The sequence below is a fragment of the Streptomyces sp. NPDC057253 genome, assembly GCF_042669125.1.
GTDB lineage: Bacteria > Actinomycetota > Actinomycetes > Streptomycetales > Streptomycetaceae > Streptomyces.
On record NZ_JBHUXV010000159.1, the window covers coordinates 1 to 18530 of the forward strand.

17 protein-coding genes and 1 pseudogene are annotated in these 18530 nt (G+C 69.9%); 13 read left to right on the forward strand and 5 right to left on the reverse strand.

Features of this window, described 5'->3' with window-relative positions; all coding sequences use genetic code 11:
* Positions 1-145: 145 nt before the first annotated feature.
* From ACFULQ_RS43795 to ACFULQ_RS43805, 3 genes are all read left to right on the forward strand, one after another.
* Positions 146-994, forward strand: coding sequence for a helix-turn-helix transcriptional regulator (locus ACFULQ_RS43795; RefSeq protein WP_383555878.1), 849 nt, complete (start codon positions 146-148; stop codon positions 992-994).
* Between the two features lie 123 nt (positions 995-1117).
* A complete protein-coding gene (locus ACFULQ_RS43800; RefSeq protein ID WP_383555881.1) occupies positions 1118-1768 on the forward strand; it encodes an NAD(P)H-binding protein in 651 nt (216 codons plus the stop codon).
* Positions 1769-1832: 64 nt separating this feature from the next.
* Entirely contained in the window at positions 1833-1982 is a 150-nt protein-coding gene (locus ACFULQ_RS43805; protein ID WP_383555918.1) for a hypothetical protein, read from the forward strand.
* A 62-nt stretch (positions 1983-2044) separates the two neighbouring features.
* Here the strand turns inward: ACFULQ_RS43805 and ACFULQ_RS43810 are convergent, their stop codons facing one another.
* Positions 2045-2251 (reverse strand): hypothetical protein, encoded by a 207-nt coding sequence (locus ACFULQ_RS43810; RefSeq protein ID WP_383555883.1) that lies wholly within the window; start codon positions 2249-2251, stop codon positions 2045-2047.
* 301 nt (positions 2252-2552) lie between these two features.
* On the opposite strand from ACFULQ_RS43810, the pseudogene ACFULQ_RS43815 reads away from it, so the two are divergent.
* Both ACFULQ_RS43815 and ACFULQ_RS43820 read left to right on the forward strand, forming a co-directional pair.
* Positions 2553-2702 (forward strand): annotated as a pseudogene (locus ACFULQ_RS43815) (Tn3 family transposase); the annotation flags it as partial.
* Positions 2703-3067: 365 nt separating this feature from the next.
* Complete coding sequence (locus ACFULQ_RS43820; protein ID WP_383555886.1) at positions 3068-3808, forward strand: SDR family NAD(P)-dependent oxidoreductase; 741 nt, start codon at positions 3068-3070, stop codon at positions 3806-3808.
* 134 nt (positions 3809-3942) lie between these two features.
* Here the strand turns inward: ACFULQ_RS43820 and ACFULQ_RS43825 are convergent, their stop codons facing one another.
* The 3 genes from ACFULQ_RS43825 to ACFULQ_RS43835 form a co-directional block, all read right to left on the reverse strand.
* Positions 3943-4995, reverse strand: a complete 1053-nt coding sequence (locus tag ACFULQ_RS43825; RefSeq protein ID WP_383555889.1) for a zinc-binding dehydrogenase — start codon at positions 4993-4995, stop codon at positions 3943-3945.
* Between the two features lie 151 nt (positions 4996-5146).
* Entirely contained in the window at positions 5147-7102 is a 1956-nt protein-coding gene (locus ACFULQ_RS43830) for an MFS transporter (RefSeq protein ID WP_383555891.1), read from the reverse strand.
* A 74-nt stretch (positions 7103-7176) separates the two neighbouring features.
* On the reverse strand, positions 7177-8067 hold the full coding sequence (locus tag ACFULQ_RS43835) for an alpha/beta hydrolase (RefSeq protein WP_383555894.1): 891 nt from the start codon (positions 8065-8067) through the stop codon (positions 7177-7179).
* A 330-nt stretch (positions 8068-8397) separates the two neighbouring features.
* Here ACFULQ_RS43835 and ACFULQ_RS43840 point away from each other — a divergent pair, with 330 nt between their 5' ends.
* On the forward strand, positions 8398-8604 hold the full coding sequence (locus ACFULQ_RS43840; RefSeq protein WP_383555897.1) for a hypothetical protein: 207 nt from the start codon (positions 8398-8400) through the stop codon (positions 8602-8604).
* A gap of 180 nt (positions 8605-8784) precedes the next feature.
* On the opposite strand, the gene ACFULQ_RS43845 is transcribed toward ACFULQ_RS43840, so the two are convergent.
* On the reverse strand, positions 8785-9741 hold the full coding sequence (locus ACFULQ_RS43845; protein WP_383555899.1) for a helix-turn-helix domain-containing protein: 957 nt from the start codon (positions 9739-9741) through the stop codon (positions 8785-8787).
* A gap of 236 nt (positions 9742-9977) precedes the next feature.
* Here ACFULQ_RS43845 and ACFULQ_RS43850 point away from each other — a divergent pair, with 236 nt between their 5' ends.
* From ACFULQ_RS43850 to ACFULQ_RS43880, 7 genes are all read left to right on the forward strand, one after another.
* Complete coding sequence (locus ACFULQ_RS43850; protein WP_383555902.1) at positions 9978-11096, forward strand: saccharopine dehydrogenase family protein; 1119 nt, start codon at positions 9978-9980, stop codon at positions 11094-11096.
* Positions 11093-12319 (forward strand): thiolase family protein, encoded by a 1227-nt coding sequence (locus tag ACFULQ_RS43855; RefSeq protein WP_383555905.1) that lies wholly within the window; start codon positions 11093-11095, stop codon positions 12317-12319. Before ACFULQ_RS43850 ends, ACFULQ_RS43855 begins: the two co-directional genes overlap by 4 nt.
* Before the next feature lie 64 nt (positions 12320-12383).
* Complete coding sequence (locus ACFULQ_RS43860; RefSeq protein WP_383555907.1) at positions 12384-13241, forward strand: enoyl-CoA hydratase/isomerase family protein; 858 nt, start codon at positions 12384-12386, stop codon at positions 13239-13241.
* 17 nt (positions 13242-13258) lie between these two features.
* Positions 13259-14569 (forward strand): acyl-CoA dehydrogenase family protein, encoded by a 1311-nt coding sequence (locus ACFULQ_RS43865; protein WP_383555910.1) that lies wholly within the window; start codon positions 13259-13261, stop codon positions 14567-14569.
* A gap of 10 nt (positions 14570-14579) precedes the next feature.
* Entirely contained in the window at positions 14580-16133 is a 1554-nt protein-coding gene (locus ACFULQ_RS43870; protein WP_383555912.1) for an AMP-binding protein, read from the forward strand.
* Between the two features lie 9 nt (positions 16134-16142).
* Entirely contained in the window at positions 16143-17288 is a 1146-nt protein-coding gene (locus ACFULQ_RS43875) for an acyl-CoA dehydrogenase family protein (RefSeq protein ID WP_383555914.1), read from the forward strand.
* A 77-nt stretch (positions 17289-17365) separates the two neighbouring features.
* Entirely contained in the window at positions 17366-18406 is a 1041-nt protein-coding gene (locus tag ACFULQ_RS43880) for an NADP-dependent oxidoreductase (RefSeq protein ID WP_383555916.1), read from the forward strand.
* The last annotated feature ends 124 nt before the right edge of the window (positions 18407-18530 follow it).

The window sequence follows — 18530 nt, forward strand, 5'->3', positions numbered from 1 at the left end:
GCCCTGGGGGCCCCCCCCCCCTCTATGGGGGCGGTCCTCCCCGCCCCCCCGTGACGGGGCTGGCCCGCGCCCACCCCCCAGGACTTGGGCGGCCTGGGTCCCACACCCCCTGCCCCCACACCGGGCCGCCGCCTAGCCTGAGCGCATGGACGACAACCACCTGGGAGACTTCCTGCGCACCCGCCGCGCCGGCCTGCGGCCGGAGGACGTCGGCATGGCGAGTTACGGGGCCCGCAGAGTCGCCGGACTGCGCCGCGAGGAGGTCGCCGTCCTGGCCGGAGTGAACGCCGACTACTACACCCGCCTGGAACAAGGCCGCGAGCGCAACCCCTCACCCCAGGTGGTCGACGCGCTCAGCCGTGCGCTGCGCCTCGACGCGGACGCCCGCGCGCACTTGTACCGGCTGGCCGGGGCCACGCCGAACGACCGGCCCTCCGCCCACACCGCCCAACGGGTCAGCCCGGCGCTACGACAGCTGATGGACGGCTACCCCAACACCCCAGCGTTCGTCATGAGCCGGACCTTGGACCTCCTCGCCGCCAACGCCCTTGCCGACGCCCTCTACGCCCCGTTCGAGCCGGCGGACAACTTGGCCCGCATGACCTTCCTCGACCCCGCCGGCCGCACCTTCTACACGGACTGGGACCGGGCAGCACAGGCCACCGTCGCCAACCTTCGCGAGGCAACCGGATTCGACCCGGACAACCCACGGCTACGCGAACTCGTCCACACCCTCACTGAGCACAGCGCGGACTTCACCCGCCTCTGGAAGGCCCACACCGTGCGCGGCAAGACCCAGGACGCCAAACACCTCCTCCACCCGGACGTCGGCCCCCTCACTCTCACCTACCAGGCTTTCGACGTACGCGAAGCGCCCGGCCAGCAACTCGTCATCTACCACGCCGAACCAGGCAGCCCCAGCGCCCAGTCCCTCAACCTGCTCGGTTCCATCCACGCCACGCGGCGCCAGCCCGACCCCCGGCGCCAGAGCTGACTGAGGATTGCTGAGGGCCTCGTTCCCGCTACTGCCGGAGGCACTTGGGGCCGTTGCACGCTGAGGAGTCAGCCTCACGGACGATGGAGCCGACGAGCTGCTTTTTGTGAACGGAGCACCTTGATGGACGTTTTCATCATCGGTATCACCGGCGGCGTCGGCGGTCTGCTCGCGCGGAAACTGCGCTCCCGAGGAGACACCGTCCGCGGGCTCGTTCGCCGAGAAGACCAGCATGCCGAGCTCGCAACGCGAGGCATCAACGCACGAGTCGGCGATCTCTCCCACATGACCGTGGAAGAGCTGGCAGCAGCGTTCGGCAGCGTCGACGCGATCGTCTTCAGCGCCGGGTCGAACGGCGGTAGCAGGGAGGTCACGAGGGCCATCGATGGCGACGGGGTCGCGAAAGCGATCGAGGCGGCACGCCTGGCCGGTGCCGAGCGCTTTACGCTGGTCTCAGTGCTCCCGGAATCATGGCGGGAACGCGACCTCGGCGAGGAGGTCGAATACTACTTCGCCGTGAAGAAGGAAGCAGATATCGCGCTCAGCCGCAGTGAGTTGAACTGGCTGATTCTCCGTCCCTCCCTGCTTGTCGATGGTCCAGGAGCCGGCGCCGTGTCCCTCGGTCCAGCAGAGTTCCACGGCCAGATCACCCGCGACGACGTTGCCACCACCCTCGCCGAACTGCTCCACGAGCCCCGTATCGGTCGGCAGATCCTCGAACTCAACACGGGTTCGACACCGATCGAAGAGGCGGTCCGAGCGAACGTTCGCTAGCCCCGCGCTTCCACGAGGCGCCCGGATTGCTGAGTGCCTTGTTCCCGCCACCGCCGGAAGCACGTTGCGTATCGGGTCCTGCCCGCGTGCCCGCGTCCAGGGCGGCGGTCGCGGGGGCGTCTCGCAGGCCGGTGCGGTGCTGCTGGTCGAGACGGTCCGCAAGTCCGGCCAGTTCCGCCGTGTGGCGCTCGGCGCCGGCGAAGAACGCGAGTAGGTCCCGGGCGCTGGGTCCGGAAGGACGACGGCCGGACTGGTAGGCGCGGAACGCCCGCAGGGTCAGGGACAGATGACGGAACTCTTCTTCCTTGTCGGCCTCGGCCGGGAGAGAGCCTGGGCGCCGCCGTGCCGGTGGGCGAGTTCGACAAGCAGGGTGCGGCGCAGGACGCGCGGGGTGATGGCGTCGTCGGGCAGGCGGGGGAGGCCCAGGCGCTGTCCCTCGTCGCTGTTGACCGACGCCCGCAGGTCTCCTGGTAACGGCGGCACAGGTCGAGGTGGACGGCGAAGAGATGCATGGCGCTGGGATTCGCGAGCCTGCAGGCAGCGCCGGCGGCCTCGTACGCCTCAGCACCTACGACCCGCTCATCCCAGCTCCCGCTATGACCACGACCTTTGATGACCTTGCTCTTCAAGCGACGCAGCACCCGGTCCGTGCGGCAGGAGCGGGGCGCAAGTTGGCAGTCCAGGGGCAGTTCGACCAGATCGCTGGTCCGCATGCCGCTCAGTGCGGCGATCGTGAGGACGCAGGCCGTGCGGCCGAGCAGCCCCACCAACCCGTCCTGGGTGAGCGGTGCAGGACCTGGCCCGCAACGGCGTCAGCCTGAACAAGGTGATCACGCACTGGCCGGACATGCTGAAGGGCGCCGGTTCCCTGGTCGCCGACCACGTACGCGCCTACAACCTGCTGCGCATGTTCGGCCGCGCCGGCCGCCCCACCCTCCCCGCTCAAGCACCGCAACCCCGAACCTGCCCGGCCGCTACAGCTTCACGGTCTCGAGCCTGGCCGCCGGCGCTCTGCGTCCGCTGCGCTGCCCGGACACGCCGGAACTGGACGATGACGAGGACGGGTCCGCGCCCGGCTGACGGCAGCCGACAGGCCACGCCGACTTCGTGTCCAAAGGCGGGAGCGCCCCTGCCAGTTCGGTGATCGCCGTGTGAGTGGGGGCTCGCTCCGAGGCCTGCCGGCGCAGACAACCTGCGCTGGAACGGCAGGCAGGTCACCGCCGAGACGGTCCTGGAGCGCATCACGGACGTGCCCACCCCATTCGGTGCCACTCCGCGCCAGAAACGTATGATCGTTGCATGGCTCGCAATGTGGTGATCACCGGTGGCGGTACAGGGATCGGCCGAGCAGCCGCTCACGCCTTCGCAGCGGACGGCGACAGGGTTCTCCTGCTCGGGCGACGTGCTGAAGTACTGGAGAAGGCAGGAGTGCCAGGGGCGCTGACGTACGCGGCCGATCTGAGCAAGGTCAGCAGCGTACGCGGGGTGGAGCGTTTCGTGGCCTCGGAGTTCGGCACCGTGGACGTACTGATCCACAGCGCCGGAGGCTCAGGGCGACTGGAGCCCAAGGTGGAGAGCGATGAGCCCCTCGACGTGGTCCTGCACAACTGGACCGTCAACTTCGGGCTGAACGTCCTGACCGCCGTGCTGCTCACGGAGGCTTTGAAGGACCGCCTGGCCGCCCCCGGCGGCCGGTTGCTCTTCATCAGCTCCATCGCCGGCATCCGCGGTTCGGGCAGCGGGGCGTACGGCTCGGCCAAGGCCGCGCTGCACCCGTACGCCTTCGATCTGGCGCAGGAGCTGGGGCCGCGTGGCATCACCGTGAACGTGGTGGCGCCCGGATACATCGAGGACACCGACTTCTTCGACAGTCGGATGAACGAGGAGCGCAGGGCGAGGATCGTCGCTCAGACGCCGACCGGGCGAGCGGGGACCCCCGGCGATGTCGCGAGCACGCTGCACTGGCTCGCCTCGCAGGGCGCGGGACACGTCACCGCACAGATCATCCAGGTCAACGGTGGTTTGGAACGCGGCCGCTGAACGGCCGGGGCGGGGCTGATCGCGCGGGGCACCCCGTGCGACCAGTCTGAGCCATGCCGCCCAAGGAACAAGCTCGGCGTTGAGCCTGGGCGGGCTCGATGTGAGAGGAACGGGAAACAGCCGGAACAGCCCCGTCACACCGGGGGAGTGACGACGATGCGCACCGGGTTGCCCTCGCGTCGGTCGAGACGCCGGACCCCGTCGTGGATGTCCCTCAGCGCGACGGTGCCGGTGACCGATCCGGAGACGTCGAGCCGACCCAGGGTGACCAGCTTGATCAGTTCCTCCAGATGCCGCAGCCTTCCGCCCAGCTGACCCTGGATCCTCTGCATCCGTGTCTGGAAGGGGATCGGATCACTCAGCTCGATCGGCTCCGAGGTCAGTCCGACGAGAACGGCGCGGCCACCGTAACCCAGCGAGGCGACCGCCTGGACGCGTACGGCGTTCAGTCCGACGAACTCCGCGGCCACCTCGAGCCCGCGCCCCCTGGTGAGCCCGAGGACACGCTCGGAGAAGCCGTCCTCAGTGGGATCGAGCGCCGCGTCCGCGCCCAACTTCAGCGCCCGTTCCCGGGTGGCGGGGTCGATGTCGACCGCGATGATCGGTGCCGCGCCCATCATCCGGGCGATCTGGACGGCGTGGGTGCCCAGTCCTCCGAGCCCCCAGATGCCGACGGCCTCGGACGGGCGCAGTGCCGCGGTGTCCAGCAGGGCCGCGTAGGGCGTGGTGACCGCGTCGGCGAGGATGGCCGCCTGCTCGAACGGAAGGCCGTCGGGGATCGCGGCCAGCTGGTGGGAGTCGACGACCACGTACTCTGCCCAGGCGCCGTCGTAGTGCAACCCCATGACCTGGGGTTCGAGGCAGGAGTCCGGTCCCGTTCCGCGCTCGCACGCCTGGCACGTCCGGCAGTGCCGGCCCGCGGTGAGCGCCACCCGGGCACCCTCCTTCCACCGGTCCGGAACACGGTTTCCCACAGCTGCGACGGTGCCGGCGGCCTCGTGCCCGGGTGTCACGTCGGGGACCATCGGCGGCAGCATGCCCTGGATCAGGTGCACGTCGGACATACAGATGCCACATGCCTCCACCTTGACCAGGACCTGCCCTTCCCCCGGCTCCGGGATGCCGACCTCCGTGAGTTCGAACCGTCCGGTCCCGGAGTGGAAGCGGGCCGCGATCATGGTGGACATGTCGTCTCCTGTCGTACGTACGGACCTACGTCCGGCTTGGCGGAGGGTTGAGGGTGGCAGGCGGCAGACGTATACGTGTCTGTCGCCTGCCGGGTCGGCCCGGGCCGACGGGAACACTCGCCGGCCCGGGCCAGACTCCTGTCCTACGGGCTCAGACGCCCTCGGCCTGTCGCAGGGAGGCCAGTTCACGCTGGACCATCTCCTCGTGGGCCTGCTCGTCCTCCCGGGCCCGGCGTGGACTCCACCGGCCGGCCATCAGGAACACGAAGGGCAGGAACACCAGTTGCCCGGCGGCGCAGACCCACCACCAGGTCTGCCACTGGCCCGGGCTCTCCTCGGCGGCCCGCGCCACCGCCTTGCCGTCCGCCCTGAGCGTGGCGAGCTGCTCCGGGGTGAAGGCGGTCGACGACTTCCGCAGGTCCGCACCGTACTTCTGCGCCGCCGTCAGGTTGGCCTGGACGGACGGATCGCCGAGGTCGGTCAGGAGTCTGAGCGCCTGGCTCTGGGGGACACCCAGGCTCTTCTGGATCTGCTGGGCCGCCTTCGATCCGGCGGCCCGGTCGGTCGGGTCGGCCTTCAGCGCAGCCAGCGTTGCCGGATCGACCGCCTGGGCGGCGGCGGCCTGACCCGAGGTGATGGTCTCGGCCACGCCCCGGGCCTTGCTCTGGCTCGCTCCCTCGATGACGGCCACCGTCGACAGCGCCTTGGCCAGCACGGCCGGTTCAGGAGTCGGCTGGGCCGCGAGAGCCTTGGCCGTCGCCGGGTCGAGTCCGGTCAGGATGCTGAACGACAGCGGATCCTCGCCCTGCATCGCCTGGATCGGCGGGGCCTTGTCCACCAGCGTCGACGTGGCCGGGACGGCGAGCGTGAAGACGGCGAGCGCCGCGGTCACCACGATGCGGACCGTCCAGCCGTAGATGGCCAGACCTGTCGCCGTGGCGGCCGGATTGTGCTTCTCCACGGTCTCGGTGAAGCTCGCCATCCACGGCGCGTATGCCATGGCGGCACCGCACGAGCTGAGCACGAAGTAGCCCGCGAGCGTGTAGTAGCTCTGGTGCTCGGTAGCCGACAGCGCGAAGAGCGCCGCGCCGACCAGGCCGATCACCGTACCCACGATCATGAACGGTTTGCGCACCCGGAGGCGGTCCGAGAGCAGGCCGATCACGACGAGGGTGCACGCGTTGGCGATCCAGTACCAGTTGGCGAGCGCGTTCGCTCTCGCTTCGGAGTACCCGTAGACCGTCGCGAAGTAGACGACGGTGAAGCCGACCAGGGTGTAGTACAGCAGGAGGTAGGTGCTGATCGCGAAGGCGGACCCGACGACGTCGAGGCGCAGAATCTGACGCCAGTGCCCCTTGAGCGCCTTCTCGGTGTCGAGACCCGCGGCCCGCGCCTCGATCAGTGCCCGGTCGCGCATGTTGACCATGAGCTGGTCGCGCAGCGCCGGCGACAGCTCGCGCAGGCCGAAGAGCGTGATGCCGAAGACGACCAGACCGACGATCCCGCAGACGTGGAACTGGAACCGCCAGTCGGGGTGGTCGTCCAGCGTGAAGCTGGACACCTCCGTCACCAACAGGCTGCCCAGCACCGGACCCAGGGCCCAGAAACCCATGGCTGTCGCGCGGCCCACCTGGGGCGAGAAGTCGCGTATCAGCGCGGGAGTGGCGACGAGCACGATGCCCTCGACGACGCTCAGCAGGGCGAACAGGACGGTGTACCCGGCTCGGCCGGTCACGTTGGGAAGGCCGGCCAGGATGATGAGACCGGTGATCAGCAGTCCGCCGACGACGAGGTTGGCGCGGCCCCAGCGGTCCGCGAGTCCGGCGAAGACCGAGGCGCAGGCCCCGACCGCCGCCCCGATGATCTGGACGAACACGAAGGCCCTGAACGAGAAGCCGAAGTCGCGGATGATCTGTGTGGCGACCGCGCCCTGCACGTAGAACTCGTAGTAGAGGATCACCGTCGCGAGGACGGTGATGCCGAGGTAGACGGAGCGCGGGCCCGTCTCGGGGTAGCGGTTCAACTGACGGTGCCAGAGGCGGCTCAGTCCCGCCGGCGGCAGGGCGGAGTCGCCGCCGGGGCGGGCTGGGGCTGCGGTCGTTGTCACGGGTCGTTCCCTTCGGCGGTGCGGTTCGGGACGGTGCGGTTCGGGGGGTGGCGGCTCGGGGGGGGCGACGCGGCTCAGAGGGGGGCGGGCAGGAGATGACCGGTCAGGAACGCGCACTGATCGGCCACGGCTGACTCGAAGGCGTTGCCGAAGTAGATGCCGAAGTGATCGACGGGGTAGGTCCTCACCTCGGCCCGCCGGGCCGTGGCGGCCGCTCGCCGCGCGTCCTCCGGCGGGGTCACCTGGTCCTTCTCGCAGATCGCGAACAGGACGGGGCAGTCGACCTTGGCGGCCTCGCGTCCCGGCCGGTATCTGCCGGTGCTGAAGGCGAGCCGGGCCGCCACCCCGTTGAGATAGCCGTCGGGTGCCATGCGGCGCAGGGCCGGCAGCGCTTCCGGGGTCGTCATCAGGGCGACGGACCCGGGCTCACCGGCTCCCCGGACGAGTACCGGGCCCCGTCGCAGGACGCTGGTGGCAAGGTCGGCGACCGCCAGGGCGTTGATGCCGACCGCGGCCTTGAGGGGCGTTGCGCGGACGACGGTCCGTCCGTCGATGAAGGGGCACTGTGCGACCACGGCCGCCACTCGCGGGTCTCGCGCCGCGGCGACGAGCACGTGTCCTCCCGCGAAGGAGGTGCCCCAGAGGGCGACGCGGTCCGGATCGACCCAGTCGACCGATCGCGCCGATGCGGTCGCGGTGGCCCAGTCGTCGAGCTGGCGCTCGATGTTCACCAACTGCCGCGGTTGCCCGCCGCTCGCGCCCAGGTGCCGGTAGTCGAACACGAGGACCCCCAGCCCTGCGGCCTGGAACCGTTCGGCGAAGGCGTCCAGGCGCATCTCACGCACCGCCCCGATGCCGTGGGCCATGACCACCAGGGGGTGGCGGCCCTCGCCGGCCGGTCGGTACAGCCACGCCGCCAGGAAGGTGTCACCACAGGGGATCTCGATGTCGGTACGACTGGTCATGGATGCTCCTCCGGGGTTGCCGTGTCCATTGACGCGGCGGTTCCACGGCACGGGGCCCGATCGGTCGGCCGACCCATCTGCCGGGACCACGCACCGAACCGGCAGAGCCGCGTATCGGACCTGTAGGGGCCCTGTAAAATCTGTGCGACAAAGCTAGGAATGGTGCCGGGTTGCTGCATGTCTCCCGGTGCAATCGCCTTGTCCATTTGTGCAGCGACCCCTGTGCACGGGAGCCGAACATCGTCTCGCCGTGCGGGATTCGACTCCGCGAACGCCGGCCACCCCAGGCGTGACGGCCGTCATCCCGGGTCGCTCAGCCCACCGGACCCCGTGGCGAAGCCGTACAGGCTGGGCAGGCGGGACTTGAGGATCTTGCCGGTGGCGTTGCGGGGGAGGGCGTCGAGGAGCGTGACCGACTTGGGGATCTTGTACTTGGTGGAGGAGCTGCTCGAACTCGGCGGGATAGACGTTCTCCCCGCCGGGGATTACATGTCCTTGATCCGGTCGACGATCGTGACGTACCCCTCGCCGTCGTGAAACGCCGCTTCGGTCGCCTCGGGCCGTCGCCAGTACCCGTTCATCACTCCAGCACTATCGGCGACAGGCTCCCGGGCGGTCCCATGCCAGTCGGGGAGCCAGTGACACACGGCGCTCTTCAGTGCGCCCAGCACGCGATGGTGACGTTGTCGGGGTCCCGGTCCTCGTGCGGAACGGTCGTCACTCCGCCGCGACCGGGCGGTGACGTGCGATGACGCTGCTCGGGGGGACGCCGTACGCCTGCTTGAAGACCTTGCTGAAGTGCGCCATGTCGTTGAAGCCCCAGCGGAACGCGACGTCCGTGACGGTCGTGTTGCCGCGTGCCTGGACCAGCTCCCGGTAGCAGACCTTGAGACGCCGTTCGCGGATCCAGCGGCCGACCGTGCTGCCCGTCTCACCGAAGGACAGATGCAGGGTGCGCACGGAGACGTCGTACGCCTCCGCGATCGAGGCAGCGCACAGGTCCGGGTCGTCCAGGTGCTCCTCGATGTACCGGCGGGCGCGGAGCACCAGTGCCTGCCGCGCGTTGGGGGAGGCGGAACTCGCGCTGAGGGGGGCGAGCGCCGTGTCGAGGGTGTCGAAGAAGCACTGGGCGGCGATCGCGAGCCCCGCGTCACCGAGGTGGTTCAGCTCGCGCGTGATGGCGCGCAGCTGGTCGGCGGCGATCGCGCTCAGCCCCGACCCGGCGGCCACCGAGACGGCCCCCCGGCTGCGCGCCGCCGCCGCGGCGAGGCCCTGTGGCACGCGGTCCCGCGGCAGCAGGAGCGACAGCTCGTGGCGGGGTTCGACGGCGTCGAAGCCGTACGCGAGCTCACTGTCCCACAGCAGCAGCTCGTCCGGCCCCACCAGCAGTTCCTCGTTGCCGTGGCGGCAGAGCAGCTGTCCGCTGAGGTTGATCAGCACACCGATCTGCGGCTCACAGGCGGAGCCGGTCCGCTGTCCCGAGTATCCTCCGCCGCGGAAGTCCGACACGGTGAGGCCGTCCAGCCGGCGGTAGCGGAGGGCCGCCTCGAAGCGGTCCTCCCGGGGGAAGGACAGCGCCCAGGGCAGGTGCAGCTCCGACATCTTCTCGCACCAGGCGTCCTGCACCGCGGTCGCCGGGCGGCCCTGCGTCGACCAGCTGTCAGTGACGGTCATCCGCGACCACCTCCTGGCGGCCAGTAAAAGCCGCGCATCCGGATTCGCGCAATGACCGTCACGCCTTTGCACGGTGTCTCGCGGCACCGACGAGGCTGATGCACGAATCACCAAGACGGGTTGCGCTCTCGGACAAGCACGGACTTCGTTCGTCGCCCATTGTTCTCGCCACCGTCACAGAAGCCGGAGCCGACTCCTTCGAGAGCGCCTCCCGGCACCCACGGAAGGGAGCAGCCGTGAGCGATCTTCGTCCGGTCGTCATCTACGGGGCCAGCGGCTCCACGGGCCGCCTGGTGGCCGAGTACCTGCGCGAGTACGACATCCCGTTCGTCGCCGCAGGCCGCAACAAGGCGCGACTTCAGGAGGTCATGGACAAGGTCCCGGGCATCGAGACCGCCGACTACGAGATCGCCGAGACCGACGGTTCGGTCGAGTCCCTGACCCGCCTCTTCGAGGGCCGCCAGGTCGTGTGCAACACCGTCGGCCCGTTCCTGCGCTACGCCCCGCCGGTGGTGGAGGCGGCTCTCGCCGCCGGGATCCACTACCTCGACACGGCCGGCGAGCAGACGCACATGCTGCGCTTCGTCGACGAGTGGGGCCCCCGGTTCGCCGCGATCGGCAAGGCGGCCTCCAGCGCCATGTCCGTCCAGTACGCGATCCACGACATCGCCGCCCGCATCTGTCTGGAGACCCCTGGCATCGACAGTCTGGAGCTGGGCTCGTACGCCAACGCCATCCCCACCGTCGGCTCCACCCAGTCGATCTTCGACGTGATCCGGGCCGACGCCCACTACCTGGAGGACGGGCGGCTGCGGAAGTACGACGGTGTCGTGGTCCAGGATGTCGTCGTCCCCGGTTCCGGCCTCGTGCTCACCGGCACCAACTGGGGTGGTACCGCCCTGCCGGTGTTCTTCCGGGACGACCGCCGGGTACGCGACTGCAAGATGTTCGTGGCGATGCGCAACCAGGACATCTGGCGGCGGGTGATCGACCTGGAACGTCTGTTCAAGGTCTCGCTCCAGTGGCTCCCCGAGGACGCCCTGTACGCCGTACTCGACAAGATGGCGTCCGGCATGACGGCGTCCAGCCCACCCCGGGAGAACCGGCAGCACCAGCGGTCCGTCGACTGGTGCACCGCCCGCGGCAACACCGCCTCCGCCCGCGTCGTCATCCACGGCACCACCGGATACCAGATGACCGGCCTGATCCAGGCGTACGCGGCCATGCGGCTGCTCGGGAACACGTACCACGGCACCGGCTTCCGCTCACCCGCCCAGCTGCTCGGCCACCGTGAGCTGATGGGGGCCATCGAGTCCTACGGCTTCGCCCACATCACCGAGGAGTCCCACTCATGAGCCGGGGCGATCGGGTCTGGATCGTCGGAGTCGGCATGACGGCGTTCGGGGTACGCCGCGACGCCTCCGTCAAGGATCTGACCAGAGACGCGGTCACCGAGGCGCTGAAGGACGCGGGCGCCGGGCTCACCGATGTGCAGGCCGCCTATTTCGGCAACACCTGCCAGGACGTCCTGGAGGGCCAGGTCGTCGTCGGCGGCCAGATCGCGCTGCGGAGCATGGGCTTCGAGCGGATACCCGTCGTCAATGTGGAGAACGCCTGCGCCACCGGCGCCACAGCCCTGCACCAGGCCGCGCTGCATGTCCGCTCCGGCGCGGCGGACATGGTGCTCGCGGTCGGCGTCGAGAAGACCAACACCGACGACAAGAAGAAGATGCTCGGCCTCTTCGACGGCGGCGTGGACGTCCACGACCCCGACGGTGTCGACGCCGTGCTGCGGGAACTGGGCGGCACGGTGCCGGAGCAGACGACGCCACGCAGCCGCTTCATGGATGTCTACGCGGCCCTCGCCCGCGCCCACATGCGTGAGTTCGGCACCACCGAGGCACAACTGGCGCTGATCTCCGCCAAGAACCACGCGCACGCCGTGGACAACCCGCTCGCCCACTTCCGCAAGGCCATGACGGCCGAGGAGATCCTTGCCGCGCGCACCGTCAACGAGCCGCTGACCGTCCCGATGTGCGCGCCGCTCACCGACGGCGCCGCCGCCGCGGTCGTCGTGAGCGAGGACGGTCTGCGCCGGCTGTCGGCCACCCGCCCCGTGCGGCTGCTGGCCTCCGTCCTCGCGACCGGCACCGTACGCCCGGTCACCGACTGGGAGCGATCCGTCAGCCGCCTCGCCGCGCTCCAGGCGTACGAGCACGCCGGACTCGGCCCGGAGGACGTCTCGGTGGCCGAGGTGCACGATGCGGCCGCCTTCGGTGAACTGCTGCAGACCGAGCTGATGGGTTTCTGCCCGATCGGGCGAGGCGGCGAATTCGCCGCCTCCGGCACCACGACACTCGGCGGTGGTCTCCCGGTCAACCCCTCCGGCGGCCTGGAGTCGAAGGGCCATCCCATGGGCGCCTCCGGCCTGGCGCAGATCTACGAACTCGTCAAGCAGCTGCGCGGCGAGTGCGGATCCCGTCAGGTGCCCCGCGCCCGTGTCGCCCTCTCCGAGAACGGCGGCGGGATGTACGCGGGAGAGGAAGCCGTCGCCGCCATCACCCTCCTCGGCGTCTGACCACGCCCTGCCGGCATCCCTGTCCCGGCGTTCCCTCGCCCGACGCCCCTTCCTTGGAGTCCCCATGAGTTACCAGACCCTCTCCCTCCGCCGCGACGGCCGGATCCTGTACGTCGACTTCGACAACGGCCCCCTGAACCTGATGACGATCCCGATGGTCGGCGAACTCTTCGACCTCGCCGGGAAGCTGGTCTTCGACCAGGAGACGGGCGTCGTCGTCCTCGGCAGCGCCAACCCCGAGTTCTTCATCGCCCACTTCGACCTCGACGACATCTTCCGCTCGCTCGAAGACCCGGACGTGCCGCAGAGCAAGTACCCGGACATCAACGCCGTCCAGGCACTCACCACCATGTGGGAAGCACTGCCGCAGGTGACGATCGGCCTCGTCGACGGCATCGCGCGCGGCGGCGGACTGGAGCTCCTGCTCGCCACCCACATGCGCTTCGCCACCCCGCGGAGCAAGTTCTGCCTCCCCGAGGCCAGCGGCGGCTTCCTGCCCAGCGGCGGCGGCACCACCCGGTTGCCGCTGCAGATCGGTCCGGCCCGGGCCCGCGAGGTCATCCTCTCCGGCCGGGACTTCAGCGGCGAGGAGGCCGCGGCGTACGGCCTCCTCAACCGCGTCCTGCCCGCCGACGAGATCCACGCCTACGTCGACGACCTCGCCCGGCGCGTCGCCGCCCGGTCCCCGGGCTCCGTGGCGGCGGTCAACCAGGTCATCGCGAAGGTGTTCAACAGCGCCGTGGACGCCCAGTTCGCCGGTTTCGCCGTCGAGAGCGAGGCCATGCGCACCCTGCTCGCGAACCCCGCCCTGCGGCAGCACCTGAGCAAGCAGGCGGAGCTTCAGGACCGCGAGCACGAGCTGGACCTTCCGGCGACCATCGCCCAGGCGAACGCCCTGGCCGACGCCGCAGCGGCCGAATAGCGGACGGGAAGCGGGCGATGACCGAGCACCAGAGGCAGGCGCCGGGCGTACGGCCCGGGCTGCCACACACCGAACTGAGCGGCTTCGAACCGGAGTTGACAGACGAGGAGCGTGCACTTCAGCAGGCGGTGCACGCCTTCGCCGCGGACGTCCTGCGGCCGGCCGGTCGCGCCCTGGACCGGATGACAGCCGAGGAGGTGGTCGCCCCGGACTCCCCGCTGTGGGAGGTCTTCGACATCGCCGCCAAGGCCGGCCTCACCGCCGAACCGGAGGGCGAGGACATCCCCCCGGCGGTCCTGGCCCGTATGACGGCGATCGCCGTCGAGGAACTCGGCTGGGGTGACGCGGGACTGGCCGTCTCCCTCGGGGTCGGCGGATTCCCGTCCCTCGTGGCCCGGCGCACCGGCGACGCCGAACTCATGGACCTCTGCGCGGGCCGCCTCGGCTGCTGGATCGGCACCCAGCCCGACCGGGGCTCGGACGGTCTGAGCCTGTATCCGGGGGAACGGCATCCGAGCGCCCCGCACGGCAACAAGGGCAACCTCACCGCGAAGGTCCAGGGCGGCGACATCGTCATCAACGGCCAGAGTTCGGCCTGGGTGTCCAACGGACCGGTCGCCCAGGTCGGTCTCGCCTCCATCTGCGCCGACTACGGCGAGGGCTTCTACGACGAGGAGGGCCACCCCCACGGCATCGAGGTGATCGTCCCCCTGGACGTGCCGGGCATCAGCCGGGGCAAGCCGCTCGAAAAGCTCGGCAAGCGGGCCCTGCCCCAGGGCGAGATCTTCTTCGACGACGTCAGGGTGCCGCTGCGCTACGCGCTCTCCGCGCACGACGCCTACTGGCGCGGGCACGCGGCCACCTGGTCCTCGGCCGGAGTGGCCATGGGCCAGCTCATGACCGGGCTGGCCCGGGCGGCCTTCGAGACGGCCGTCGCCTACACCCAGGAACGCCGTCAGGGGGGCGCGCTGCTCGCCGAGCACCAGCTGGTGCAGTACCGCCTGGGCCGGATGGGCAGCCAGGTCGAGACGATGCGGGCGGTGGCCCGACGCGCCACCGAGTACACCGTGCTCTCACCGGCCCGGCACCCGTACTACACCGCCCAGTCCAAGGCCGTCTGCACCGACCTGGCCTTCCAGGTCGCCGACGAGGCCCTGCAACTCATGGGCGGCAACGGCCTGACCCGGGAGTACCCCGCCGAGAAGCTCTTCCGCGACGCCCGCGCCGCGCGCATCGAGGACGGCGAGAACCATCTGCTGACCATGAAGTTCGGGCACCTGGCGGGCCTTCTGCACCAGGACGGCCGACTCGGCGCCGCGCGGACATGAGGAGACCACTGTGACGATCACCGACTTCTTCGACCGGGGATGGCGGGCGGCCCCCGAGGCCGTCGCCTTCATCGCGGGCGAACGCACCTTCACCTACCGGGAGATCGGCGAACTGTCCTGCCGGGTCGCCAACGCCCTGCTCGACTCGAACCTTCCGAGTGACACCAAGGGCGCCGTCCTCGCGGCCAACGACCCGATCGCCTGGGCCTGCGTGCTCGGCATGTGGCGGGCCGGGCTGGCCTGGGTGCCGGTCAACCCGGCCAACCCGCCCGAGGAGATCCGGCGCCTGCTGAAGGGCTTCGACTGCGAAATCCTCTTCTGCCACGAGCAGTTCCTGCCGGTCGTCGAGGAGATGCGCCCGGACCTCGACGGGCTGAGAAGCGTTGTCTCGCTCGGTTCGGGTGCGGGTGCCGTCGCCCTGGACGACTTCCTCAAGGACGCCTCGTCCGACCTGCCCGATCACCATCCGGCGCCCGACGCGGTGGCGGGCATCATGCCGACCGGCGGCACCACCGGTGCCCCGAAAGGGGTCATGAACACGCACCGGGGGCTGGGCGTGAGCGCCGTGCACCAGATGCTGGCCGCCCCGTACAGGGCGGACGAGCCCATCGTGAACCTCGTGGCCGCGCCCATGACCCACACCGCCGGCACCCTCACCCTGCCCTGCACCGCACGCGGCGGGACGGTCGTCGTCATGACCCGCCCCGACCCGCTCCAACTGCTCGACCTCATCGAGCGGCACCGGGTCACCGAACTCTTCCTCCCGCCCACCGTCATCTACCGCCTGCTGGAGATCCCCGGCATCGAGGGGCGGGACTTCTCCTCGCTCAAGTACCTGATGTACGGCTCCGCGCCCATGTCCACCGAGAAGCTGCGCCGCGCCATCGAGGTCTTCGGACCGGTGCTGTTCCAGGGGTACGGCCAGACCGAGGCTCCCTCCGGCATCGCCTTCCTGCGGCCGGAGGAACACTTCCGCGACGGGGAGATCGCCGACGACCTCCGGCTCTCGGCCGCGGGCCGGCCCGCCCCCCTCGTCCGTGTGGAGGTCCTCGACGACGAGGGCCGCAGCCTGCCCCCGGGTGCGACCGGTGAGATCTGCGTACGCGGGGACCTGGTCATGAAGGGCTACTACAAGGACCCGGCGAAGACCGCCGAGGCCGTCGTGGACGGGTGGCTGCACACCGGCGACATCGGCTTCCTCGACCACGAGGGTTTCCTGCACATCACCGACCGCAAGAAGGACATGATCATCTCGGGTGGCTTCAACGTCTACCCGAGCGAGGTCGAGCAGGTCATCTGGAGGCACCCGGCCGTCCAGGACTGTGCCGTCATCGGCGTGCCGCACGCGGACTGGGGCGAGGCCGTCACCGCCGTGGTCGAACTGAACGCCGGCGAAGAACTGACGGAGGCGGAACTCATCGCGTACTGCCGCCCGACGCTCGGCGGCATCCGAACGCCCAAGCGGGTCGTGTTCACGGCCGAACTCCCCCGCAGCGCCAACGGAAAGGTCCTGAAGAAGGACGTCCGCCGACCCTTCTGGGACGACCAGCAGCGAAAGATCTAGAGGGAAGCGATGCACCGCACCATCTTCGACAAGGACCACGAGAGTCTGCGCAGCGCCGTCCGGACGTTCACCGAACGCTCCCTCGCGCCCCGCCACGAGCAGATGCTCAAGGACAAGGCGATCCCCAGGGACATCTGGCTGGAGGCGGGCGAGCTGGGCATCCTCGGCCTGTCCGTCCCGGAGCAGTACGGCGGATCGGGCGCCGGCGACTTCCGCTTCAACCAGGTCGCCGACGAGGAACTCGCCGGCTTCAGCCTCGGCGTCGGAGCCAATTTCGCCCTGCACACCGACACCGTCCCGCCCTATCTCGTCGATCTCGGCACAGAGGAGCAGAAACACCGCTGGCTGCCCGGCATCGCCGCAGGTGAACTGATCACCGCCATCGCCATGACCGAACCCTCCGGGGGCTCCGACCTCGCCGCCCTGAAGACCACCGCCGTACGGGACGGCGACCACTGGCTGATCAACGGCTCGAAGACCTTCATCACCAACGGCCACCAGGGCGACCTGGTGGTCGTCGCCACCCGCACCGGCCCCGGCGAGGGTGCCAAGGGCATCACCCTGTTCGTCGTCGAGGCCGGCACGCCCGGCTTCGAGCGCGGACGCAAGCTGGACAAGGTGGGCCAGGACGAGGCGGACACCGCCGAGCTGTTCTTCACCGACGTCCGCGTCACCGACGCCAACCGTCTCGGAGAGGTCGGCCGGGGCTTCGCCTCGATGATGCGGCTTCTGCCGCAGGAACGGCTCTCCACCGCTGTCACCAATGTCGGCCACGCCGCCCGGATACTGAGCGAGACGATCGAGTACACGAAGGAGCGTCGGGCCTTCGGACAGGCCATCGGCTCCTTCCAGCACAACAAGTTCAGGATCGCCGAGTTGGTCACCCGTCTGGAGGTGACCCAGAGTTACGTCGACCAGTGCGTGCTCGCGCACACCCGGGGCGAGTTGACCGCCGTCGACGCGGCCAAGGCCAAGTGGTGGTCGGCCGAGACCCAGAACGCGGTCCTCGACGAGTGCGTCCAACTGCACGGCGGCTACGGCTACATGAACGAGTACCGCGTCGCCCGCGCGTGGCGGGACGCCCGCGTGACCAAGATCTGGGCCGGGTCGAACGAGATCATGAAGGAGGTCATCGGCCGCGACCTGGGCCTCTAGCCGCTCACGGCCGCGCATCCCCGCCCCTCCTCCTCACCTCACAGCCCACCCCTCGACGTCATGCAGGGAGCACACCCATGTCCACCACCACGACCACCGTCAACCGTCAATGGCTGCTGGCACGGCGCCCGGTCGGCGGCGTCACCACCGACGACTTCCGGTACGCCGAGGCGGATGTACCGGTGCCCGGCGAGGGCGACGTACTCGTCCGGACCCTGTACTTCGGCTACGACGCCAGTCAGCGCATCTGGCTGACCGACGACGGCGGATACATGCCGCCCATCCAGGTCGGTGAACCGATGCGGACGATGGGCATCGGCCAGGTGGTCGCCTCCCGTGACGCCGGCTACGCCGTGGGCGACCTGGTCGAGGGATTCATGAGCTGGCAGGACTACGCCCTCGTCCGGGGCGACGGCCCGATGCCGCTGCGCGCGCTGCCCCCGGCGGAGTACCCGCTGTCGTGGAACCTCGGCGTGTTCGGAGTCGGCGGTCTGACGGCGTACTTCGGCGTCACCGACGGGCTGAAGGTGCGACCGGGGGACACGGTGGTGATATCGGCCGCTACGGGGGCCACCGGCCACCTGGCCGGCGGGATCGCCAAGGCGCTGGGGGCCAAGAGGGTGATCGGTATCGCGGGTGGCCCGGAGAAGTGCCGCTGGATCGTCGAGCAGGCCGGCTACGACGCGGCCATCGACTACAAGAACGACAAACTCGACGAGCGCCTGCGGGAGCTCTGCCCGGACGGTGTCGACGCGTACTTCGACAACGTGGGCGGCGACATGCTCGACGCGCTGCTGCTGCACATGGCACCGCAGGGGCGGGTGCTGATCTGCGGCGCCATGTCGTCGGGTTACACGGACGTCAAGCTGCAGGGCCCCACCAACTACATGCGGATCTGCACCCATCAGCTCACGGTCCGCGGCATCCTCCTCTTCTTCTACGCCGACCGCCTTGCCGAGGGCGCCGCCCAGCTCGGCGCCTGGATAAGGGAAGGCCGTCTGTGGGTCGCGGAGAACATCGTCGAGGGCTTCGAGCACGCGCCGGCCCTCCTGCCGACGATGTTCACCGGCAAACAGCCGGGCAAGCTTTTGCTGAAGGTGGCCGACCCGGAGCGGTAGGCGGCGGCCGGGGGCGGGAGCCGGCGGTGGTCTTCGTGCAGATGGACGATCAGCCAGGCGGCGTCGCTGCCGCCGCGTCGCAGGACGGCGGTGTTGCGCGCCAGTGCCGGCGGGGCGGCGTGGA